Source organism: Rhodococcus daqingensis (assembly GCF_042665615.1).
Classification (GTDB): domain Bacteria; phylum Actinomycetota; class Actinomycetes; order Mycobacteriales; family Mycobacteriaceae; genus Rhodococcus_G; species Rhodococcus_G daqingensis.
Genome location: NZ_JBHTCS010000030.1, coordinates 375547 through 398770, shown reverse-complemented (window position 1 = coordinate 398770; position 23224 = coordinate 375547). Strand labels below are relative to the sequence as shown.

18 protein-coding genes are annotated in these 23224 nt (G+C 70.5%); 6 read left to right on the top strand and 12 right to left on the bottom strand.

All coding sequences use genetic code 11. The annotated features are described in order from the left end of the window. Positions 1-29 precede the first annotated feature (29 nt). The gene (locus tag ACFQS9_RS26285; RefSeq protein WP_378409472.1) at positions 30-911 is read left to right on the top strand and encodes a 5-oxoprolinase subunit C family protein; all 882 of its coding nucleotides are present in this window, start codon (positions 30-32) and stop codon (positions 909-911) included. On the opposite strand, the gene ACFQS9_RS26280 is transcribed toward ACFQS9_RS26285, so the two are convergent. The 6 genes from ACFQS9_RS26280 to carD all read right to left on the bottom strand — a co-directional run bounded on the left by ACFQS9_RS26280 (position 899) and on the right by carD (position 6267). Then, positions 899-2089 (bottom strand): amidase, encoded by a 1191-nt coding sequence (locus ACFQS9_RS26280; protein ID WP_378409471.1) that lies wholly within the window; start codon positions 2087-2089, stop codon positions 899-901. The genes ACFQS9_RS26285 and ACFQS9_RS26280 overlap by 13 nt on opposite strands. 77 nt (positions 2090-2166) lie before the next feature. Further along, positions 2167-3153 (bottom strand): 23S rRNA (guanosine(2251)-2'-O)-methyltransferase RlmB, encoded by a 987-nt coding sequence (gene rlmB / locus ACFQS9_RS26275; protein ID WP_378409470.1) that lies wholly within the window; start codon positions 3151-3153, stop codon positions 2167-2169. Beyond that, entirely contained in the window at positions 3153-4562 is a 1410-nt protein-coding gene (cysS, locus tag ACFQS9_RS26270; protein WP_378409469.1) for a cysteine--tRNA ligase, read from the bottom strand. Before cysS ends, rlmB begins: the two co-directional genes overlap by 1 nt. Before the next feature lie 11 nt (positions 4563-4573). Beyond that, a complete protein-coding gene (ispF, locus tag ACFQS9_RS26265) occupies positions 4574-5050 on the bottom strand; it encodes a 2-C-methyl-D-erythritol 2,4-cyclodiphosphate synthase (protein WP_378409468.1) in 477 nt (158 codons plus the stop codon). A gap of 14 nt (positions 5051-5064) precedes the next feature. After that, positions 5065-5775, bottom strand: a complete 711-nt coding sequence (ispD, locus tag ACFQS9_RS26260; RefSeq protein WP_378409467.1) for a 2-C-methyl-D-erythritol 4-phosphate cytidylyltransferase — start codon at positions 5773-5775, stop codon at positions 5065-5067. 3 nt (positions 5776-5778) lie between these two features. Further along, positions 5779-6267: an RNA polymerase-binding transcription factor CarD gene (carD, locus tag ACFQS9_RS26255; protein ID WP_007528440.1), complete on the bottom strand. Its 489-nt coding sequence runs from the start codon at positions 6265-6267 to the stop codon at positions 5779-5781. 274 nt (positions 6268-6541) lie between these two features. On the opposite strand from carD, the gene ACFQS9_RS26250 reads away from it, so the two are divergent. Further along, positions 6542-7153, top strand: a complete 612-nt coding sequence (locus ACFQS9_RS26250) for a copper chaperone PCu(A)C domain-containing protein (RefSeq protein WP_378409466.1) — start codon at positions 6542-6544, stop codon at positions 7151-7153. Between the two features lie 385 nt (positions 7154-7538). Here ACFQS9_RS26250 and ACFQS9_RS26245 read toward each other — a convergent pair whose 3' ends face one another. Continuing rightward, entirely contained in the window at positions 7539-11867 is a 4329-nt protein-coding gene (locus ACFQS9_RS26245; protein WP_378409465.1) for an nSTAND1 domain-containing NTPase, read from the bottom strand. A 610-nt stretch (positions 11868-12477) separates the two neighbouring features. Between ACFQS9_RS26245 and radA the strand changes: the two genes are divergently transcribed. Continuing rightward, positions 12478-13869 (top strand): DNA repair protein RadA, encoded by a 1392-nt coding sequence (radA, locus tag ACFQS9_RS26240; RefSeq protein WP_378409464.1) that lies wholly within the window; start codon positions 12478-12480, stop codon positions 13867-13869. A gap of 13 nt (positions 13870-13882) precedes the next feature. Here the strand turns inward: radA and ACFQS9_RS26235 are convergent, their stop codons facing one another. Next, positions 13883-14443, bottom strand: coding sequence for a PaaI family thioesterase (locus ACFQS9_RS26235; RefSeq protein WP_378409463.1), 561 nt, complete (start codon positions 14441-14443; stop codon positions 13883-13885). A 187-nt stretch (positions 14444-14630) separates the two neighbouring features. Here ACFQS9_RS26235 and disA point away from each other — a divergent pair, with 187 nt between their 5' ends. After that, a complete protein-coding gene (gene disA, locus ACFQS9_RS26230; protein ID WP_378409462.1) occupies positions 14631-15716 on the top strand; it encodes a DNA integrity scanning diadenylate cyclase DisA in 1086 nt (361 codons plus the stop codon). A gap of 51 nt (positions 15717-15767) precedes the next feature. Here disA and ACFQS9_RS26225 read toward each other — a convergent pair whose 3' ends face one another. After that, positions 15768-16511, bottom strand: coding sequence for a hypothetical protein (locus ACFQS9_RS26225; protein WP_378409461.1), 744 nt, complete (start codon positions 16509-16511; stop codon positions 15768-15770). Between the two features lie 57 nt (positions 16512-16568). Beyond that, on the bottom strand, positions 16569-17195 hold the full coding sequence (locus tag ACFQS9_RS26220) for a carbonic anhydrase (RefSeq protein WP_378409460.1): 627 nt from the start codon (positions 17193-17195) through the stop codon (positions 16569-16571). A 79-nt stretch (positions 17196-17274) separates the two neighbouring features. Between ACFQS9_RS26220 and ACFQS9_RS26215 the strand changes: the two genes are divergently transcribed. Further along, positions 17275-18156 (top strand): HhH-GPD family protein, encoded by an 882-nt coding sequence (locus tag ACFQS9_RS26215; RefSeq protein WP_378409459.1) that lies wholly within the window; start codon positions 17275-17277, stop codon positions 18154-18156. Between the two features lie 58 nt (positions 18157-18214). Here ACFQS9_RS26215 and ACFQS9_RS26210 read toward each other — a convergent pair whose 3' ends face one another. Continuing rightward, entirely contained in the window at positions 18215-19099 is an 885-nt protein-coding gene (locus tag ACFQS9_RS26210; RefSeq protein WP_378409458.1) for an NAD(P)-dependent oxidoreductase, read from the bottom strand. A 127-nt stretch (positions 19100-19226) separates the two neighbouring features. Here ACFQS9_RS26210 and ACFQS9_RS26205 point away from each other — a divergent pair, with 127 nt between their 5' ends. Then, entirely contained in the window at positions 19227-22445 is a 3219-nt protein-coding gene (locus tag ACFQS9_RS26205) for an AfsR/SARP family transcriptional regulator (protein WP_378409457.1), read from the top strand. Here ACFQS9_RS26205 and ACFQS9_RS26200 read toward each other — a convergent pair. Next, positions 22427-23191, bottom strand: a complete 765-nt coding sequence (locus ACFQS9_RS26200) for an alpha/beta fold hydrolase (RefSeq protein WP_378409456.1) — start codon at positions 23189-23191, stop codon at positions 22427-22429. The two genes, ACFQS9_RS26205 and ACFQS9_RS26200, sit on opposite strands and share 19 nt — an antisense overlap. Between the last annotated feature and the right edge of the window lie 33 nt (positions 23192-23224).

Sequence of the window (23224 nt, the reverse complement as noted above, 5' to 3'; positions counted from 1 at the left end):
GCGGCCGGGCGATGGGTGACAATCATCGGGTGGCTTGGCTCGAGGTGTTGCGCACAGGGGCCCTGACCACGGTCCAGGACCGTGGCAGGCCCGGATTCGGCGCGCTCGGCGTCGGCGCGTCGGGCGCCGCCGACCGCGGATCACACGACAGCGCAAACCGATTGGTGGGCAACGATCCCCGGGCGGCGACCGTGGAGGTGACGCTCGGCGGGCTCGCTGTCCGCGCCCACGGCCGCCTGACCGTGGCGGTCACCGGGGCGCGCGTCCCGCTGACGGTCAACCACGCCCCGACCGCCGACTACAGCACCGTGCACCTGGCCGACGGCGATGTCCTGTCGCTCGGCAACGCGACGGAAGGCCTGCGCTGCTACCTGGCGGTGCGTGGCGGGGTGGACGTCCGGCCGACGCTGGGCAGTCGCGCGACCGACACCCTCGCCGGGCTGGGCCCGGAGCCGGTGCGAGCGGGCGACCGCCTCCCCGCAGGCGTGCTGAGCGGGGACTGGCCCGCCGACGAGATCATCCCGCCGCCGCCGACCTCCCCCTCGCCCGCGCGGTTGCGCGTCCGGCTCGGGCCACGGGCGGACCTGTTCGGCGGCGACGCCGTCGCCACCCTGTTCGGCCAGGCGTGGACGGTGTCGACGGACAGCAACCGGGTGGGCGCGCGGCTGCGGGGCGCCGAACCGCTGCGGCGCCTCGGCACCGCCGAGCTGGCGAGCGAGGGCCTGGTGCCCGGCTCGCTGCAGGTGCCGAGCGGCGGGCAGCCGGTGCTGTTCCTGGCGGATCATCCGGTGACCGGCGGATATCCGGTGATCGCGGTGGTCGTCGATGTCGACCTGGGCGGGGCCGCGCAGCTGGTGCCTGGCGCACAGGTGCGATTCGAGCGCGTTAGCAGCTCGCCTCAGCCAGGCTGAAGGGCGCGCACCAGGGCGCGGGCCAGCCGCAGTAGATCCAGATCACGCCCGCGCGGCCCGATGACGGACAACCCGACCGGGATCCCGTCGTCGGTGGGCAGCGGCACGCTCACCGCGCACCGTCCGCTCAACCCGGCGATGCACGTCAGCTCGAAGGTCGCGGCGCGGGCCGCCTCGATCACCGGCCCACCGATCGTCGCCTGCTCCCGGGTGGGCGGCAGCGAGGACGCCGACGGTAGCAACAACAGGTCGTCGCCCAGCAGGTGGTCGATCGCGGCACCTATCCGCCGCACCTCGTCCGACGCCCGGATCCACTGCGCCCGAGTGTGTTTCGAGGCCGCTTCGAACCGAGACCGCACGTCGGCGCCGAGACTGTCGCGGTGCCGGGCGATCCACGCGCCGTTCGCCCGCCAGGCCTCTGCGCCCTGAGCGATCCGGAACGCGTGCGCCCAGCCACCGAGCCCGCCGACGTCCAGTCGCAGTCGCTCGATCGGGGGCAGACCCGGACCGGATTCCAACGCGGCCACGCCCGCGTCGACCGCCGCGCGTACCGGCGGCGACGCGATCGCGGTCAAGTCGTCGGACACGATCACGCGCCCGAACGGCCGCGCCTGCGCCGCGGGCAGCAGCACCTGGCCCACTGCGAGCAGCGTGTCCGGGTCGCGGGCCAGCCATCCGACCGTGTCGAAGCTCGGGGCCAGCGGGAGCACGCCGTCGTGAACGATCGCGCCGTGCGTCGGCCGGATCCCGTACAACCCGAGAAAGGAGGCGGGGACCCGGATCGACCCGGCGGTGTCGGTGCCCAACCCGACGGTGGCCGCACCGGTGGCGACGGCGCTGCCGGAACCGGAGCTGGAACCACCCGGAATCCGATCGGGCGCACGCGGATTGGGCGGTGTCCCGTAGTGCGGGTTGGTGCCGGCCAGGCTGTAGCCGAACTCGTCGCAGCGAGCGATCCCGGCGATCGCCGCGCCCGCGTCGAGCAGGGCGGCGACGGCCGGCGCAGTCGCCGTCGCCGGTCGGGATTCGGCCAGCCACTGCTCATTGCCCGCACCCACCGGGTACCCGGCGACGTCGAACAGGTCCTTGACCGCGACGGTCATCCCGTCCAGCGGTCCCCGCCCGGTCGGCTCGACCAGGGGCGTGCCGAATTCCCGCCAGACAGTCGAGTCGACCACGGAAACCTCCTGGTCAGGCACTGTGCGCGAGGTGCAGCCCCAGAGGGTCGTCAATCGCGCACGGGCGGCGCAGCCGCCTATCGCCTTCTCTGGCGGGCGATGTCGGCGAGCACGACGCCCGCGGCGACCGAGGCGTTGAGCGACTCGACCGGGCCCGCCATCGGGATGCTGAGGATGGAGTCACAGGTCTCGCGGACCAGGCGGGACAGGCCCTTGCCTTCCGAGCCGACGACCACGACCACGGGTCCGGTGCCGTCGTACTCGTCGAGGGTGGTGTCGCCCCCGGCGTCGAGGCCGACGATCTGCACGCCCTTGGCCGCCCAGTCCTTCAGCGTCCGGGTCAGGTTGGTGGCCTGCGCGATGGGCAGCCGGGCCGCCGCACCCGCACTGGTGCGCCACGCCACCGCGGTGACGCTGGCGCTGCGGCGCTGCGGGATGACCACGCCGTGACCGCCGAAGGCCGCCACCGACCGCACCACGGCGCCCAGGTTGCGCGGATCGGTGATGTTGTCCAGTGCCACCAGCAGCGCGGGCTCCTGCTGCTTGCGGGCCTCGGCGATGAGATCGTCCGGGTGCGCGTACCGGTACGGGGGCACCTGCAGTGCGACGCCCTGGTGCAGCCCGTTGGCACTCATCCGGTCCAGGTCCGTGCGCGGGACCTCGAGGATCGAGATGCCCGCGTCGGCCGCCAGCTGCACGCTCTCGGTGAGCCGCTCGTCGCTCTCGGTACCGACCGCGACGTAGAGCGCGGTCGCGGGCACGCCGGCCCGCAGGCACTCCAGGACCGGGTTCCGACCCAACACGTTCTCGGGGCCGTCGTCGCCCTTGCGCGGCGAGCCGCCGCGCCCACGCGGGGCGCTGCCGCCCGGCCTGCCAGCGGTGCTCGCGGCCTTGGCCGCCGCCCGGGCCCGCTTGGCCGCGGGGTGCTTGGTGCGCTCGATCGCGGGCGGGGTGGCCCCACGCCCCTCGAGGCTCCGCCTGCCCTTGCCGCCGGACCCGGTGACCTGACCCTTCTTTGTGCCGCTCTTGCGGACGGCGCCGCGCCTGCTCGAATTGCCAGCCATCACAGTCCCGCTTCGTTGTGGTTCGTCTTGAGGGACCACTCGGGTCCGTTCGGTGTATCGGTGACCTCGACGCCCGCCGCGGCGAGCCGGTCCCGGATCTCGTCGGCGGCGGCCCAGTCCTTCTCCGCCTTCGCCTCCTGGCGCGCATCGAGATTCGCGCGGACCAGAACATCGAGCGCCGCGTGGGCTGCCGACCCGTCGTCGGCTTCGTCGGCCCAGTGCGGGTCGAGCGGGTCCACCCCGAGGATGCCCATCATGGCCCGCACCTGGGAGGCGATCTCCACCGCCGCGCTCAGGTCGCCTGCGTCGAGAGCCTTGTTCCCCTCGGTCTTGCTGCCGTGGATCTCGGCCAGTGCCTTCGGCACCGCGAGGTCGTCGTCGAGCGCGGCCGCGAAACCCTCGGTCCACTTGCCGACCGGGACCTCGCCCGCCCGCTCGCGGGTCTTCAGGATGAAGGCCTCCAGCCCGCGGTAGGACTCCGCGGCCACCTCCAGCGCGTGATCGGAGTACTCGAGCATGGAACGGTAGTGCGCCCCGCCCAGGTAGTACCGGAGTTCTTGCGGCCGAACCTTCCTCAGCACGTTCGGCACGGACAGCACGTTGCCGAGCGACTTCGACATCTTCTCGCCGCCCATGGTGACCCAGCCGTTGTGCAGCCAGTACCGGGCGAACCCGTCGCCCGCCGCCCGGCTCTGCGCCAGCTCGTTCTCGTGGTGCGGGAACACCAGGTCCAGGCCACCGCAGTGGATGTCGAACTCCGACCCCAGGTAGGCCTCCGCCATCGCCGAGCACTCCAGGTGCCAGCCCGGCCGACCGCGCCCCCACGGCGTCGGCCAGGACGGCTCCCCCGGCTTCTCGGCCTTCCACAGCGTGAAGTCCCGCGGGTCACGCTTGCCCTCGGCCGCGCTCTCGCCCTGGTGCACGTCGTCGAGCTTGTGCCCGGACAGCGCGCCGTACTGCGGGTAGCTGAGCACGTCGAAGTAGACGTCACCGGCCGCCGCGTACGCGTGGCCCGCGTCGATCAGGCGCTGCATCATCTCGACCATCTGGGTCACGTGGCCGGTCGCGCGCGGCTCCGCCGAGGGCGGCAGCACGGCGAGCCGGCTGTAGGCCCAGTCGAAGGCGCGCTCGTAGGTCGCCGCCCACTCCCACCAGGGCCGGCCGGCGTCGGCGGCCTTGTTCAGGATCTTGTCGTCGATGTCGGTGACGTTCCGGATGAACGCGACGTCGTAGTCGTGTGCGAGCAGCCAGCGCCGCAGCACGTCGAACGCGACGCCGCTGCGCACATGGCCGATGTGCGGCTCGCCCTGGACGGTCGCCCCACACAGATAGATAGACGCGTGTCCGGGCACCAGCGGAAGGAAATCACGCAGGGCCCGCGTCTCGGTGTCGAATAGGCGCAGGGTCACGACGTGCAATCTTACCGGCCCGAACCGGCGTCAAGTACCAGCGCGGTCGCGACGGCCGCGATGCCCTCGCCCCGGCCGGTGAGCCCGAGACCGTCGGTGGTCGTCGCGGAGACCGAGACGGGGGCCCCGAGCACCTCGGAGAGCACGTCCTGCGCCTCCGCCCGACGGGGACCGATCTTGGGACTGTTGCCGATCACCTGGACCGCGGCGTTGCCGATCCGCAGGCCCTCGGTCTCGATCAGCCTGCGCACCTCGGTCAGCAGCACCGCGCCGCTCGCCCCGCCCCATTCCGGCCTGCCGGTGCCGAACACCGAACCGAGATCGCCCAGGCCCGCCGCCGACAACAGGGCGTCGCACAGCGCGTGCGCGGCGACGTCGCCGTCCGAGTGACCGGCGCAGCCGTCCGCGTCGGCGAACAACAGCCCGGCGATCCAGCACGGCCTGCCGACCTCGATCGGATGGACGTCGGTGCCGATTCCCACTCGCACGGTTGCCCGGCTCCCTACTGCTCGATCGGTTCGTCGTTCGCCAGCGCCCTGGCCAACGCCAGGTCCAGCGGGGTGGTGATCTTGAAGGCCATCGGATCCCCGACGATGGTCCGGACCCGCCCGCCGATCCTCTCGACGAGGCCCGCGTCGTCGGTGGCCAGCGAGTCGGCGGCCGCGTAGGCACGCCGAAGCAGATCCGCGGTGAATCCCTGCGGCGTCTGCACGGCTCGCAGTTCCGAGCGGTCCGGGGTGCCGGTGACCGCGCCGAGCAGGTCCACCGTCTTGATGGTGTCCGAGACCGGCAGGGCGGGAACCACGGCGTCGCGGCCGGCGCGCAGCTCGGCCACGACGCGGGCGATCAGGGACGGCGGGGTCAGGGCACGGGCGGCATCGTGCACGAGCAGCAGGTCCGCATCCTCGGCGGCCGCGATCCCCGCGCGCACCGAGTCTGTCCGCTCGGCGCCACCGGCGACGACGTCGACGCCCTCGGGGAGTTCGGCGCGCACCGAATCGATCCGGTCGGCGGGCACGATCACCACCACGCGGTCGACGACTCCGGACTCGATCAGCCCGTCGACCGCGAGCCGGAGCATGGAAACACCGCACAGGGTGACGAACGCCTTCGGGATGCCCTCCCCGAGACGCTCCCCGCGCCCGGCAGCGGGCACCAAAGCAATGACCCGGCCTCCGCTGCGCACTTCGGCCGGGTCAGTCACGTTGTTCATCTGTCAGGACGCTGCTGCGAGAACCTCATCGAGGATGATCTCGGCCTTGGCGTCGTCGGTGCCCTCGGCGAGCGCGAGCTCACCGACGAGGATCTGACGTGCCTTGGCGAGCATCCGCTTCTCACCTGCCGACAGCCCGCGGTCCTGCTCGCGACGCCACAGGTCGCGGACGACCTCGGCAACCTTGTTCACATCGCCGGAGGCGAGCTTCTCGAGGTTGGCCTTGTACCGGCGCGACCAGTTGGTCGGCTCCTCGGTGTGCGGCGCGCGCAGCACCTGGAAGACCTTGTCCAGGCCCTCCTGCCCAACAACATCACGGACGCCGACGTACTCGGCGTTATCCGCGGGGACCCGGACGGTCAGGTCGCCCTGAGCGACCTTGAGAACGAGATATTCCTTTTGTTCACCCTTGATGGTGCGAGTTTCGATTGCCTCGATCAGCGCCGCTCCGTGGTGGGGGTATACGACGGTGTCTCCGACCTTAAAAATCATCTGTCCCGTGCCCCTTTCGATCTTCACAGTTTAACACGGGGCCCGACGGCACAGTCTCCAACGGCCCTGGTCAGGGGCACAGTGGGGTGATCGGAGGGGTTGACAGCCGGACCTGAACGTGCATCCAGCGGGGCCCAAACCGACCATCTGGCCTCGGGTTTCGCCCGCCGCGACCCCGCCACGACGCCCCGAAGGACGACCCCGGGACCCGGTCCACGGAGCTGACTACTACTCTGCCTAGTGGAGTACGACCCGACGCCGTGGAGGACAACCCGTGACAGCCCTGAATGCGCCGACTCGACGAGTCGCGACCGCCGTTGCCCTGGCCGCAGCCGCGGCGATCTCGCTGTCCGCCTGCAGCGCGGGCCAGATCACCCAGACCGCGACGCAGGTCGCGGCCGTGAATGGCAACTACGCCAACCAGGGCGATATCTCCCTGCGCAACGTGCACATCCTGTACCCCGACAGCGAGGAGTACAGCCTCGAACCGGGTGGCAAGGCCGCCCTCGCGTTCACCGCTGTGAACAACAGCGAGGTGAAGGCCGACCGCCTGACCAAGATCACCACCGAGGCCGCCGGCTCGGTCACCATCGCGGGCGAGGTGGGCGGCCGGGTCATCGATCCGCAGACCTCCCTCGGCGCGGGCGTGCGCGCCGCGACCGTCCTCGACGACCCCGAGGACCCCACCCAGCTGATCCTGGTGGTGCTCGACGACATCAACGAGGGCGTCTACCCCGGCCTGACGGTCCCGATCACCTTCAGCTTCGAGCGGGCGGGCGACATCGTCGTCTCGGTGCCGGTCGATGCCGGGCCGGCGACCGAGCGCCACGAGTCGGACAAGTCCGGCAATGCCGATGCCAAGCCCCTCGGCAGCGGCGGACACTAGTCCCCACGGTTCACGAGAACGGCCCCCGACGCATTGCGTCGGGGGCCGTTCTGGTTTGACTACTCGCCGGCGGGTTGCGAGCCGAGGTCGGTGAGGCCCGGCGCACCACCCAACCCGAGTAAAAGCGACGAAGTCGTCACCGGGTCCGGGGGCGGCGTCAGCTGCGGAAAGGAAGGCTGAGGCCATCTCACCCTCCAGCGGGTCCGTACCAAACTTGACGTACCCAGCGCAACCTCGGTTGCGGAGGACGTCGAGAGCGGTAGTCGACGACGCGGGCCGGCGTCGAGGTCGGGCGGAAAACCGGCCGGCGGGCCTGCGCCTTCCCGAGGACAGCCTGGCCGCAGCACCAGGTTCGGGCGTAGCGGAGAACAGGGCTGTCAGCGGATCACTCGGGCACGTCCAGCAAGGGGCAGGGGTAGGGGTCTCGGTACTCGATGGTCGGCGACACCCATTCGTCCCATTCGGCTCGGGTCATGTTGGCGGTGAGCTTGTCGCAGAGTTCGTCGCGCCAGCTGCTGGGGCCGGGCGACAGCACCCAGCCGTCGTCCACTCCGCGGGACACGATGTTCCTGCCGTCGCCGGTGAAGGCCAGGCCAATCACGCTACCGGTGTGGCCGCCCATTGGGTTGCCGACCGGCCGGGCGGCCTGGACTTCCCAAAGCTGCAGTTGCGATGTTGTGCCGGCGGAAACGGCGTAGGTTCCGTCGGGACTAAAGGCGACGCTACCGACTGATTCGTCGCCTTTGGTTTGCCCGATCCACGGTTCTCCGACCAGCTCACCGGTGGCCACATCATGCAGGCGCAGCCCCTTAGTGGTGCTTACCAGAACGCGTTGGCCGTCGGGGCTGATCGCGGCGGCGCTGATCGGCACTTCGTCCCCTCGTTCCGCGAGGTCCATCACGCGGCCGCCGCGAGCGGTGACGGGTGGGCCAGCAGGCTCGCCGGTGTCAGTGTCCCACACCCGGACAGCTGACGGCGTCATTTCGGGTGAGTCGAAGACATTGCCGGTCTCCTCCACCCTGCTCGGGTCGCCGGAGGCGAAATGCGTCGGCGCCACGGTGATCAGCCGGTGCCCGTCGGCACTGAACCCGACGGTGGACACAAAGTCTTCCTCGACCGGTAGCGCTCTGCCGCGAGGTGGGCGCGTTCCGACATCCCAGAGCCAGGGGTCGGATTCGCCGCCGGAGGCGGCGAGGCGATGCCCGTCCCGGCTGAAGGTCAGACCTGCGATGGTCGTGGCGGGGCCGGTCAGGGGCGGACTTTCGGGCTCACCCGTCTGCGCATCCCAGATCCGGGCCGTATTGGCGAGAACGTCGGCGGATGCGATGGCCTGCCCATCCGGACGCCATGCCAGGGCGGAGACATACCCGACGTGGCCGGTTGCAATCGTGCGTACGAGCTCGCCGGTGTCGATCCGCCACAACGCGATGTCGGATTCGTTCTCCGCGTCACGTGTCGCGGCGATGCGCCCGTCGGGACTGACCGCAGCGGGCGCGAACCCTGCAGATGCGAGGCCCGGCAGCCGTGTCCCGATCCGTTGATCGGGCTCGGCTGCCCACACGTGGATCGTATTGTCACCGCCGCTAATGATCCGAGTGCCGTCGCGACTGTAGGCCACTTTGACAGCATCTGTGTGACCGCTCAGGGGTGGCCCGACCGCCACCCCGGTGTCGGCGTCGCGCACGCGGATTCTGCCATCGGGGCCCCCGATGGCGACCCGTCGCCCGTCGGGGCTGAACGCCAAGTCGTCGGCCCCATAACCGAATTCGGTCAGCCCGTCAACGAATGGCCTGCCCGTGTCGGCGTCGGTGATGTTCAGCTGCAATGCATGGGGTATAGGGGCTCCGTCGGCCAATGTTGCCGTACCACTCGGGTCGCTGCCGATCAGATAGCTCATCGACGCGATCCGTCGGCCGTCAGGGCTGAACTCCACATCGACGACAGGACCCTTGTGGGTGGGCAGCGGCGGGGCCGCCGGTAGGTGGGTGCTGACGTGCCAGAGCCGCACCGCGCCGTCTACTCCGCCGGTGGCCAGCCGGGACCCGTCCGGGCTGAATGCGACCACATATACCCAGCCGTTGTGTCCGCGAATCGGCTCGCCCAACTGCTCGCCGGTTTCCACCTTCCACAGCCGGGCCGTGCCATCGCGGTGCCCTGTAGCGAGCAGGGCTCCATCGGGGCTGATGGCGATACTTGACACGTCGTCGCCGAGACCCGTCAGCATGTGCACGGCGGCGCCGGTATGCGCATCCCAAATGCGCACGGACTTGTCCGCGGCGACCGCGGCAATCCATTGCCCGTTCCTGGTGTACTCGGCGCCCAAAGCCTTCTCCGAGTGACCTTCCAGCGGATCTCCGACCGGCTCCCCGGATTCGAGGTCCCACCTGCGGATGAGGCCGTCATCGCCGGCCGAAAGGACCAGTCGGCCATCGGGACTGATCGCGACGCCGTTGACGTCCGAAGGTGCCGTGATGACCTGCACCAAACGGCGTGTGTCGATCAGCGTGTTCAGCAAGGCATCCGGATCCGATCCGGGCGCCAAGGTCTCAGCTGCGAGCATTTGCTGTATCGCGCGCCGGTCACCGCCCAACCGGGCACCGCCGAGCATCGCGCGTGACTGCCCGACGAGGTTTGCCGCGATCGCCTCCTGGGCCTGTTGGCGGGCCTGCTGCTCGGCGGATTGTGCTCGGTTGAGGTTGATGACGGCGACGGCCGCAACGACGACGATCACCGCGAGCAGCGCGGCCAGCACCTGTGAGCGCCGCCGCAGCGAGCGCGCATGCGCTTCCGCCGCGGACTTCTCGTTCTCCAGCCTTTCGTTGACCCGCCGCCGCGACGCGAGCAGGAACTCACCGGCGGGGTTGAGGCGTGCTCCGAATCCCGGCCGTGCACTTAATGTTTCTGCCCGGGCCAGCCGTTCACCGTCGAGCAGCCAGTCGTCGTGACGGCCGCTTCGCTCCCACGCGACGACGGCCCGCTCGGTCGCGTCGGCGTCGCGCAGGTCCGACGATTCGGCACGTAACCAGCCCGCCAGCTCGTCCCACTGATGCAGCAGACTCTCCAACGCTGCCTCGACAACGATCTGGCCATCACGCTCTCCCTTGACCAGCAGCCGCCGACCGATGAAAGCGTTCAGCAGCGCGTGGCTGTGCTCTGGCAGGTCAGCCCAGCGCGCGATACGGCGCATCGGTTGATCGGTGTCCGAATTCACCGTCGCCAGCCAGGGAATAAAGGCGTCATGCAATCGATCAAGCTGCTCGGAGCGCTCTGCCGGATCCGCCGACAGCAGGTTGTCGATTTCGTTCTGCACTACTCGGCGCATCCCGCCCATCGCCTCGTAGCGGTCGACGGTGACGGCATCCTCGCCGCCGGCATAGTCCTCATAGAGCCGCGACAGGGTCAACGCCAATAGCGGCAACGTGTCGGCCCCGCCGGACGCGTCCTTGGCGAGTCGGTCGACGAGCTCCGGAGCAAGGTCGAACCTGGATCCCGACTCCGCTGCCCGTCGGGCGGGCCCGCAAATGACCTCGGTGAACTGAGCCTGCGGCATCGCCTTCAACCGGTCGAACAGGTGACTCTGCACGGCCGACAACTGCGGCGCGGTCTGCAGTGGCTCATACCGATCCGAGCGAATCGTGGCGACCACGATCATGTCCAGCCCGGTCGAATCGACGTCGCTCAACAGCCAGCCAAGCAGCTCCAGAAATGCTGGCCCCTCTTCCCCCGCATCGGCACCGAACAACTCCTCGGTCTGGTCGAGCGGCAGCACCAGGGTCGGCGGCGTCGTGGACGCCGGCGCATCTAACAGCCGGTTGCGCGCGGCCACGGCCGCCTCGGCCAGCCAGGCCCGGACCGTGCCGTCGTCGGAGATCGCGTTCTTGATCTCACCCAGGCTCGGCTCGATCAGACCGACCTCCTTGCGGAGGTCATGGATCGAGCGGGCCAGACCGGTCTCGCCGGTAAGCGTATGACGTTGCGGGCGCACCACAGTCATCGTCAAGAACCGTCGGTCGTCGCGGCGCAGGCGGGGCAGCAGACCGGCACGCAGAAACGACGACTTCCCGACCCCCGACGGCCCGAGAATGACGAACATCCGCTCGCTGCCCGCGACACGCATTTCGCGAAGTTCGTCCAGCGCACGCATGATCTGTGCGTCCCGTCCGAAATAGACTGCGGCATCGACTGATTCGAGCGGCTGCCAACCCCGATATGGCGATCGGTCCGGGTCTCCGGGCGGCGGCCACGCGAAACTGTCGGCGCCGATCCCTGCCGCCCGCAGCCCCGCCAGCAGCCGATGCAGCCCGTCGACCTGCAGCCGCACCGGCTGCTCATCACCGTCGACGACGACCTCAGCCGCAGGGCCGTCCCCGAACAGGTCGCAGCTCTGCCACGCACGGGTCACATCATTTTCGTCGTATGCTTCAATCCGCGCACAGAAGATCGGTTTGTGCATGCCCTCGGCCTGACGGTACTCGGCGTGACACTCCGCAGAGGTCGCCCAGCTGCTCGACAGCAGGCAAATCACCGCCTCGCAGCGCGCGTTCACCTGCCAAAGCGCCTCCGTCCACCGCATCCCCGTCTGGATACCGGTTTCGGGATCCAGATCGAGGTAAATCTCGTCGGCCAACCCCGGCTCGGCCTGCTCGAGCCAGCGCTTCAATGCGATCGCGTGACGATTGTCCCGTCTCGAATGACTCAGGAAGACGCGCGACATCTGATCACACAGCCCACGAACAGCACGCGTCGTTGAGCCGCGATGAGCCCACGTGCCACATCGTCAACCCCGCGGTCGCGTTTGGCTTCCGACGCACCATCGGCGGGTCCATATTGCCTCACTACGGAACGAAGGAACTTGATGCGGGCAGTAGCTCCCATTTTGAACCGCCACAGCGACTCGGTGAACGAGTAGTCCCATACTCGTTTTCCCAGATGTCACGGGGCTGGCGTCCTCACCAGTCGATATTGCGCTGCTCAGCCCGATGAGGCCCGCCGGCCGTATGAACGATCCGATGAGGCACTCAACGTCTGCGGCTCGCCCTTTCGCGCAGATGGAACGCACCTACACCCTCGAACCCACCGACCACGCCCGAGACGTCGCCACCGCGAGGGTTGGCCTCATAATCGGGGACCTGCCAGCAGTGCTGACGGCGCCAAGAGACATTCAGTCGCCCCCTTAGTTTGGATACCCGGAAAAGAAAACTCCCGAACAACCTGACGGTCTGCTAAAGCCGGGGCATGCTCGGGCCACCGGTTGCAACAAGAGGCCCGAGCAACCGGTCGCGCCGGTCGTGCTCGCTGTCGGACCCCACCCCTAGGCTGCTGTCGTGGCCAAACCCAAATCGAGCTTTCGGTGCTCGTCCTGTCAGCACTCGATGGCCAAATGGGTCGGCCGCTGCCCCGACTGCGGGTCGTGGGGCTCGATCGAGGAGGCCGCGCCGGCGCCGGCGGCGGTCGCCAATCGGCCCGGCTCGACCTCCGCACGTGCGGGCACGGCCCTGGTCCCCAACTCCCCCGCCACGCCGTTGTCTCAGGTCAGCGCAACCATCAGCAAGGCTAAGCCCACCGGCGTCCCGGAACTCGACCGGGTGCTCGGCGGCGGCATCGTGCCCGGATCGGTGGTACTGCTGGCCGGCGAACCCGGCGTCGGCAAGTCCACGCTGTTGCTCGAGGTCGTCCACCGGTGGGCCCGCCGCGGCCCCGACGACCGCTCGCTGTATGTCACCGGCGAGGAATCGGCCGGTCAGGTCCGGCTGCGGGCCGACCGCACGGGCGCGGTGCACGACCGGGTGTTCCTCGCGGCCGAGTCCGACCTGGCGACGATCTTCGGCCACGTCGAACAGGTCAAGCCGACGCTACTGATCGTCGACTCGGTGCAGACCATGCTCGCCGCCGACGTCGAGGGCGTCACCGGCGGCGTCACCCAGGTCCGCGCGATCACCGCCGCGCTGACCACCCTCGCCAAGACCAGCGGCATCCCGGTGCTGCTGATCGGGCACGTCACCAAGGACGGCGCCGTCGCCGGACCGCGCGCGCTCGAACACCTGGTGGACGTCGTGCTGCACTTCGAGGGCGACCGGCACTCCACGCTGCGGATGCTGCGGGGGGTGAAGAACCGGTTCGGCTCCGCCGACGAGGTCGGCTGTTTCGAACTGCACGAGGACGGCATCGAATGCGTCGCCGATCCATCCGGGCTGTTCCTGCACCACCGGGACGACACCGTTCCCGGCACCGCGGTGACCGTCACGATGGACGGCAAGCGGGCCCTGCTCGGCGAGGTGCAGGGCCTGGTGGTGCCCACCCAGAACCCCTCGCCGCGCCGTGCGGTGAGCGGCATGGATGCCGCCCGGGTGGCGATGGTGCTGGCGGTGCTGGCCAAGCACGGCAATATTCGCACCCACGACCGCGAGGTGTACGCCGCGACCGTCGGTGGCATGCGGGTCACCGAACCGTCCGCGGACCTGGCGCTCGCGCTGGCCGTGGCGTCCGCCTACCGCGACACCGCGCTGCCGACCGGGCTCGTGGTGCTCGGCGAGGTCGGCCTGGCCGGTGAGGTCCGTCGGGTCACGGCGGTCGGTCGCCGGCTCGCCGAGGCCAAGCGCCTCGGATTCACCCACGCGGTGGTGCCGGCCGGGTCCGGGCCGCACCCGGCCGGTATGGCGGTCACCGAGGTGGGCAGCCTGCGGGAGGCGATGCGCACGATGGCCCGGCCGGACTGATCTCCCGGTCGCGCTACAGCGAGGAGGACGTCCCGAACGGCGAGGTCGCATCGCCGTCGACGAAATCCTTCATCGGCAGGAAGTGCTCGGGCTTGATGGTCAGGAACAGGCCGCGGGAGGTGGCGACGATGTCATCGCCCGCGGTCGGGCCCTCGACGATCCGGGCCTCGGAGGTGGTGTAGACCTTGCGCCGGATCATGCCGTCGATGCGGGCACGGAACTCGAGCACGGAACCGAGCGGGATCGGCTTCGCGAAGTCGATCTCCAGGTGTCCGGTCACCACGGGCCCGCCGAGCACCATGCACGCCATGCCCTGCACCTCGTCGAACGCGACGGACAGGATGCCGCCGTGGATCACACCCGGGCCGCCCTGGTAGCGGTTCGCCACGGTCAGCCGGCCGGAGACCTCGAGGCCCTCACCCGCGGTGAAGGTCATCGCCATCCCGGCGGGCTGGTCGTCGCCGCATCCGAAGCACTTCGACCAGTGCTGCGGCAGGGCCCCGCCGGGCGCAGGGAAGAAGTCGGGGCGGATCGGCAGTTCGAGATCGTCGGGCAAAGTCCAGGTACTACTCACGGCTAATAAAGTATCGGTTCACCGATCGCGGTCCCGATGCGCCCCTGGCCGGTCCCGCACCGGCGCGTCCGGCCCCGGGGAGGCCGCCACCTCTCCCCCGCTGGGTAACCTGGACGCGACAGCGACGGCGGGTCGACCGACTCCGCCCGGCGATGAGGCGCCACACACGCGAACGAGGGGGACGGCAATGGACGACGTCACGCCGTCGGCCACCGTCCGCGAGACGATCGCCAGGCTGGCACCGGGGACCGAGCTCCGCGACGGCCTGGAACGGATCATGCGCGGCCGCACCGGCGCCCTGATCGTGCTCGGCTACGACGCCGAGATCGAGGAACTCTGTGACGGCGGCTTCGAGCTCGACGTCGAGTTCGCCCCGACGCGGCTGCGGGAGCTGTCCAAGATGGACGGCGCGGTGGTGCTGTCCACCGACGGGACCAGGATCGTGCGCGCCAACGTCCAGTTGGTGCCCGACTACAAGATCCCGACCGTGGAATCGGGCACCCGGCACCGCGCCGCGGAGCGGACGGCGATCCAGACCGGCTACCCGGTGGTCTCGGTGAGCCAGTCGATGAGCATCGTCAGCGTCTATGTCGGCGGCATCCGGCACGTGCTCGAGGGGTCACCGACCATCCTGTCGAGGGCGAACCAGGCGGTCGCCACGCTCGAGCGGTACAAGTCCAGGCTCAATCAGGTCACCAACCAGCTCTCCGTCGTGGAGATCGAGGACTTCGTGACCCTGCGAGACGCGCTCACGGTCGTGCAGCGGCTCGAGATGGTGCGCCGGGTGTCGGAGGAGATCGAGCGCGACGTGCTCGAGCTCGGCACCGACGGCAGGCAGCTGGCCCTGCAGTTGGAGGAGCTCGTCGGCGACAACGACATCGCCCGGCAGCTGGTGGCCCGCGACTACCTGGCCGGCCAGGGGCAGGCCACGACGGAGGCCGTCGAGCGGACGCTCGCGGCGCTGGACAAGCTCACCGACGCGGACCTGCTCGACCTGACCACGCTGGCCCGCGCGTACGGGTACCCGGCGACGATCGAGGCGCTCGAGGCGCCCATGAGCCCCCGCGGTTACCGGGTGCTGACCCGGGTGCCACGGCTGCAGTTCCACCAGATCCACCGGTTGGTCGGGTCCTTCGGGACCCTGCAGGGTCTGCTCGCCGCGACCGCGGCCGATCTGCAGTCGGTGGAGGGCATCGGCGGGCTGTGGGCCCGGCACATCCGGGAGGGGCTGTCCCGGCTGGCGGAGACGTCGATCTCCGGCCCGTTCGACTGACTGACCGTGCGCGATCTGCGCCCCGGTCGGGGAGCAGATCGCGCACGGGCGTCAGCTGATGTTGAACGGCTCCGGCGTACTGCGCAGCGCGCCCAGCTGACCGACGACGGTGTACGCGCCGGGGCCGACCGGGTTGCGCGGCGCGGTGCAGCCGGGCTCGGAAGTCGCGCCCGACCACTTGACCGTGAACGCGGCCTGCTCGCCCGGCTTGAGGGAGCGGATGTCCGGTGCCGTGTTGGGGAAGCAGTCCGTGTTCGACCACACCCGCTGCTGCCCGTCGAGGCTGTAGACCAGCACCTGCTGCATGCCCGCGCCGAGATCGCGCTCGCAGGTGGCGGAGCCGATGTTGGTGACCACGATGCCGAACTGGGGCTCCTGACCGGCCGGATAGTTCGGCTGGTTCGAGCTGGCCTTGATGGCGAGCGACTGATCCGGGCACTGACCCGCCGGGACGGCGGCCGCCGACGATACCGCCGCCTCACCCGAGACCGACCCCGCCACCGAGGACCCACCGCCCGAATCGCCGGACCCGGAGGCACCGGACCCGGAGGCCGACGCCTCACCGGATCCGGACCCGCCCCCGTCCCCAGCGGAACTGGGAGCGGCCTGACCGGAGGAGGGATTGCTCTGCGAGCTGCTGGCCGCCGCGGCCTGTGCCGAGGGTTCATCGTCTCCGCCGCCCAGCGATGTCACGATCCACACCAGCAGGATGAGCGCGACCACGCCGGCCCCGATCGCGAGCGCGCGTCGTCGCCAGTAGATCTCGGGGGGCAGCGGCCCGGTTGGTTCCAACACAGAACCCACGTTAGGTGCCCGGGCCCGGGCGGAGGTCCACCAGGCCCGGCGTGTCGCTCAGTCGGCGACCTCGCCGATGTCGCCGACCACGTTCCGCAGGTGCACGCGACCGTCGGAGAGCTGGTAGGTGGCACCGACGATGGCACACTTCCCGGCCGCGACCCGGTCGGCGATGATCCGCGAGCGCTGCTGCAGCAGGTCGCCGGTCTCGACGACGTGCCTGGTCTCGAGCTGATCCACCGTGGACAGGCCCTCGTTCCGGCCCATCAGGATCGACGGCGCGACCCGCTCGACGACATCGCGGATGAAGCCGCCGGGGATGGCTCCGTTGTCGAGCGCGTTGATCGTGGCCGCGACCGCGCCGCAGCTGTCGTGTCCGAGAACCACGATCAGCGGCACGTTGAGGATCTCGACCGCGTACTCGATCGAGCCGAGCACCGAGCTGTCGATGACGTGGCCGGCCGTGCGCACCACGAACGTGTCGCCGAGGCCCTGGTCGAAGATGATCTCGGCGGCCACACGTGAGTCACCGCAGCCGAAGATCACCGCGGTGGGATGCTGCGCGTCGACGAGCTTCGCGCGGTCGGCGATACCCTGGCTGGGGTGCAGCGAGTTGCCGCTCACGAAGCGGTCGTTACCCTGCTGCAGTGCCTTCCAGGCCGAAATGGGATTTGAGTTGGGCATGTCAGCCATTGTGCACCCGGCCGTCTTCGTGCCTCCACCGCCACCTGGCACAACGTGAAACGAGAGGTGTGAAGTTCCGGTGAACACCTCCGCACTGATCGCCTGGTACGAGCGTCAGGCCCGCGACCTGCCGTGGCGTCGCGACGGCGTCACGGCGTGGCAGATCCTGATGAGCGAGATAATGCTGCAGCAGACGCCGGTGGTCCGCGTCGCGCCGATCTGGGAACAGTGGGTGGACCGCTGGCCGGTGCCCTCGCTGATGGCCGCATCGAGTCAGGGCGAGGTGCTGCGCGCCTGGGGCAAGCTCGGCTATCCGCGGCGGGCGCTGCGGCTGCACGAGTGCGCGCGGGTGCTGGCCGCCGAGCACGGCGATGCGGTCCCGGCCGACGTCGACGTGCTGCTCGGCCTGCCGGGGATCGGCGCCTACACCGCTCGTGCCGTGGCCTGTTTCGCCTACGGGCAGCGGGTCCCGGTGGTGGACACCAACGTTCGGCGCGTGGTCGCCAGGGCGGTGCACGGCGCCGCGGAGCCGGGCAATCCGTCCACCACCCGCGACCTCGCCGACGTCGATGCGCTGCTGCCGCGGACCAGGGCCAGGGCCGCGGTGTTCTCGGCCGCGCTGATGGAACTGGGCGCGACCGTGTGCACCGCGCGGAACGCCGATTGCGACCGCTGCCCGCTGACGGACTGCGCTTGGGTGGACGCGGGCCGACCCGCGCACACCGGGCCACCGCGGAAGGTGCAGAAGTTCGCCGGCACCGACCGTCAGGTGCGCGGCCTGCTGCTGGGCGTGCTGCGCGAGAGCCACGCACCCGTGGAACGCGCGCGGCTGGACCAGGTGTGGCACTCCGACCCGACACAACGCGACCGCGCGCTGGGGTCGCTGTTGGTGGACGGACTGGTCGAGCAGACCGAGGACGGGTTGTTCGCACTGGCCGGCGAGGGCGACACCGAGCGCTGAAACGCACCGGGTGCCGCCCTGACGGATCGGCACGAGGCGGGGATCGCTGCGCCGACGGTCAGCGTTCGCCGGGCTTGCGGATCACCTCGAACAGGCTGGTCCAGCTGTCCCGGCCGTGGCCAGCCGCGATGGCCCGGTCGTAGTGGTCCTTCACCGCCAGCGGCAGCGCGAGGTCGATGCCTGCGGCGCGGCTGGCGCCGACGATGTGGTCGGCGGTCGCCCCCATCATGATGACGTTGGCGCCGTCGTCGCGATGATCGCCGACGTCGAACCGGTTCGAGGACTCCTGCAGCATCCCCGCGGCCAGCGCGAACGTCTCCGCCGAGTACGGCGCGAGCTCCGCGGCGCACACCCCGGCCGAGCCGACCAGCGCGGCGGCATGCGCGAAGCTCGACAGCGCGGTCAGGAACACCTCCAGCTGTGCCTGGTACCAGAGCTGCGCGAGCGCCGGGTCCTCGCCGCGATAGTCGGGCCTGCCGATCGCGGCCAGGGTCTGCCGGTGCGCGTCCATGGTCGCCGCGGAACCGCTGTAGAAGACGTAGGCGCCCTCTCCCCCGACCATCGGGGCGGGCACCATCACCCCGCCGACCAGGAGGTCGGCGCCCCGATCGGCGAGCCAACCGCTCGCTTCCCTTGTCGCCTCGGGGGTGTCGGAGCTGAGGTTGACCACCACCCGCCCGGCCAGTGCGTCCCCGACCGTGTCGAGGATGTCGTACATGGCGCCGTAGTGGGTCAGGCTCAGGATCACCAGTTCGCTCGCCCGCACGGCCTCCGTGGGCGTCTCCGCTCGTGTCGCCCCCCTCGCGACCAGTTCGTCCGCGCGACTCGCCGTCCGGTTCCACACCGTCACCGGGTGCCCCCTGTCGAGGTACGCGCCGACCATGGCCTGCCCCATCGGCCCGAGTCCGATGACCGTGACCGGGGTGTTCGCGCTGCTGTTCATCGTGTGTCCTTCGCTCGTACGGCTGTGTGCTGCTGACGGATCCGAGCCTGCGCGGCCGGCCTTGCGTATCGCTTGTGGTCCGCTGACGCCGGCGGGCGGTGTCGGTGATCTGCACTACCGTGACGGCATGCGGTTCGGAGTCCTTGGCCCACTACGTGTCGAGACCGCACTCGGCGGGCCGATCGCGATCACCGAACGCAAGGTCCGCGCGCTGCTCGCGGCCCTGCTGGTGCGTCCGGGCAGGCCGGTGTCCGCGGATCGACTGATCGAGGCGCTGTGGGGCGACGAGCCACCGGCGAGTGCGCCGAACACCCTGCAGACCAAGGTCTCCCTGCTGCGCCGTGCGTTCGGGGAGGCCGAGCCGGGAGGACGGGAGTTGGTCGCGTTCGAGGCGGCCGGCTACCTGCTCAAGGTCGACGACGATGCGGTGGACGCGGTCCGATTCGAACGGTTGACGGCCCTGGCACGGACCGAACCGGACCAGAGGGGGCGAGTCGCGCTGCTCGGTCAGGCCCTCGGACTCTGGCGCGGTCCGGCGTTCGCCGAATACGCCGACGCCCCGTTCGCCCGAGCCGTCGCGACCCGGCTCGAGGAAGGGCGACTCACCGCGCTCGAGGAGCAGGCCGAGGCCCGCCTCGAGCTCGGCGAGGATTCGACCCTCGTCGCCGAACTGGCCGACCTGGTGGACCGCCATCCCCTCCGAAACAGGTTGCGCGGGGCGCACATGCGGGCGCTGTACCGGGCCGGAAGGCAGCCGGAGGCACTCGCGAGCTACGCGCGGCTGCGTGAGCTCCTGGCCGAGGAACTCGGCCTGGACCCCGACCCGGAACTCGTGGCGCTGCACGGCGCGATCCTGCGCAGCGAACCCGAATCGATCCGAGCGACCGCGAGCGGGGCCGCGCCGCGGGGCAACCTGCCGGTACCGGTCACCGCCCTTGTCGGGCGAGCGGAGGCGGTGGCGGGCATTCGCGCCGCGCTCGACGACTCCCGGTTGGTGACACTCACCGGACCCGGCGGCGTCGGCAAGACCCGGCTCGCCGTGGAAATCGCACGGCAGCTGGAGGATTCGACCCCGGACGGCGCGTGGCTGGTGGAATTGGCCGCGCTGACACCCTCACCGGGACCGGACACCGCGGCGATCGCCGACGCGATACTGACGGCCCTCGCCATCCGTGAGCACATCCCGACCCTGGCCGTCCCTGCGCAGGAAACCACCACTGCCCTCACGCGCCTGACCGAGGTCCTCCGGACCCGGCGCACGCTGCTGGTGATCGACAACTGCGAGCACCTGACGGCCGCGGTGGGCCTTGTCGCCGGCCACCTGCTCGCCGCCGCCCCCGGCCTGCGGATCCTCGCCACCAGTCAGTCCGCGCTGGCGATCGGCGGCGAAACACTGTGGGCCGTGGAACCGTTGGGCCTTCCACGCGACGACGAATCGATTGCCGAATCGAGTGCGGTGCAGCTGTTCGTGTCCCGCGCCGCGGCGTCCGCCCCCGACTTCGCGCTGACGCCGGACAACGCCTCGACGGTGGCGGCGATCTGCATGCGGCTCGACGGCATCCCGCTCGCCCTGGAGCTGGCCGCGCCGCGCGTCCGTGTGCTCGGCGCGGTCCGTCTGTTCGAGCGCCTCGAGGACCGGTTCGGCCTGCTGACAACCGGCTACCGGGACGCTCCCCCGCGCCAGCAGACCCTGCGCGCGATGATCGACTGGAGCAGTTCCCTGCTCACCGCCGCCGAGCGCACCCTGTTTCGTCGGCTCGCCGTCTTCGCGGACGGCTGCACGCTCGAATTCGCCGAGGCGGTGTGCTCGGGTAACGGCATCGAGGAGGCCGACATCCTCGACCTGATCTCCGGCCTCGTCGACCGTTCACTGGTCTCCGTGTCCGGCTCGCCGGACGGACCGAGGTACCGGCTCCTGGAGTCGATACTCGCCTACGCCGCCGAACGCCTGGGCGAGGCGGGCGAACGCGACGCGATGCGCGAGCGGCACTGCCGGCACTTCACGGCGCTGGCCGAGACCGCCCGGCCGCACCTGCATCGGGGATCGCAGCGGACCTGGCTGGCGCGGCTCGACGCGGAGAGCGCCAATCTGCGCGGCGCCCTGTCCGTCGCCGTCGTCGACCACCCGGATCTCGGGCTGCGCCTGGCCGACGCGTTGACCTGGTATTGGGTGCTGCGCGGCCGTTTCACCGAGGCCGACCGCTGGCTCGACGAGACACTGCGGAACGCGGGTGACCCGGAGAACCCGATCGCCATCCGAGCTGCCCACTGGCACAGTGGCATTCGACTGCTTCGTGACGCACCCGCCGTGTCCGGCAACCGGGGATCCAAGCCCGGGCTGCCACCGGTCGCCGGCGAGTTCCCGGGCCGGGGCCGTGCCACCTGGTTCCTCGCGTACGCGATGTACGGGGCGATCGACACGGACGGCGGTCGAGCACTGGCGGACCGGGCACTGGCCCGGCTGAACACAGAGGACGACCCGTGGGCGATGGCCGCCGTCCTGTGCACGCGGGCCCAGTTCCGCGCCGGGCCGGACGGACTGGCTGCGGCCGCCCGCGACGGCGAGCGGGCCATGGCGATCTTCCGCGAACTCGGCGACCGCTGGGGCCAGGCCCAGGCGGCCTACCCGCTCGCCTCCCTCGCGGAGATCGCGGGCGACTACGGTCGCGCACGGGACCTGCACTCCGACGGGCTCCGTGTGGCGCAGGAACTCGGCCTGTGGCGCGAGGTGACCGATCGAATGTGCGGCCTCGCCCGAATCTCGCTCCTGACGGGCGATCTCGCCGGGTCCCGCGAGCTCCACGAGCGGTCGCTGCACCTGGCGCGGGAACACGGGTACCGCAACGGAGAGGTCTCCGCCGAGATCGGGTTGGGCCTGACGGACCGCCGAGCCGGTCGCCTCGAGGAGGCAGAACCCCGCCTCCGGTCGATGCTCGACTGGGGCAGGCGCAGCGACTTCGGGCCGATCACCACGCTCATGCTGGCCGAGCTCGGCTTCATCGCCGAGCTGCGCGGCGACGCCGACCGAGCGCATGCCCTGCACTCGGAGGGGAAGGCCGAGGCACTGCGCCTCGACGACCCCAGGGCCGCGGCCCTGGCGATGGAGGGCCTTGCCGGGGCCGAGGTGCTGGCCGGGAGGTCGGCGGCGGCCGCCCGGCTGCTCGGCGCCGCGGCGACCGCTCGCGAGTCGGTCGACGCGCCCTTGCCCTCGGGCGAGCGCGGCGACGTCAACCGGATCACGGCCGCGGCGACGAGGGTGCTGGGCGCAGCCGATTTCGAGCGCGAGTTCGCCGCGGGTGCAACGCAGGAGCCACCGGCGGGCGCCGATCACCGATCGGAGGCGTGACCCGGCAACTCGTCGAGAAACGCCTCCACCGCGGCCCGATATTCGGCGGGCCGGTCGTCGTGCACCAGGTGCCCGGCGCCGGCCACCAGTTCGTACCGCGTTGCCGATTCCCGTGCCGTCTCGGCCATCGCGCGCATCTGCCCCTCCGGGGTAATGGTGTACTCCCCCTCCAGCAACAGCGCGGGCGCGCGCACCGCCGCCCACTGCGCCCAGAAGTCGCGGGTCCCCCACTCCTCGGAGATGTCCCGCCACACCGGAACCTCGCCGTGCAGGTGGAATCCATCGGGACGTTCCTCGAAGGAATCCATGAAGTACTGCGCCGCAACGGGTCCGAAGAAGTCGATCATGTGGTCGCGGTCGCGGAACGGCTGCGGCCAGGACCCGATCATCTCCGCCCAGTCGCGCGCGGTGCGGCCCTGGAAGTCGGGCGCCATGTCCTCGACGACCAGGGCGCTGACGCGGTCGGGGTGTGCGGCGGCGAAACACCACGCGTGCAGCCCGCCCATCGAATGCCCGATCACCACCATCGGTTCGGTGATCGGCGCCAGCGCAGAGTCGAGATCCTCGACGAAGGCCTCGGTGGTCAATTCGGCAGGCGCGGGCCTGCCGTGCCCGGCCGCGTCAAAGGTGTACACGTGCCCGTGTTCGCGCAGCCATGGCACGTGCCTGCGCCATGTCCTGGCACTGCCCATCAGTCCGTGGAGCAACAGAATCGGCCGACCGGTCCCACCCTCGTCATGCAGCACGGCACCGAGGTTATCTCGGTGCCGTGCTGCGTC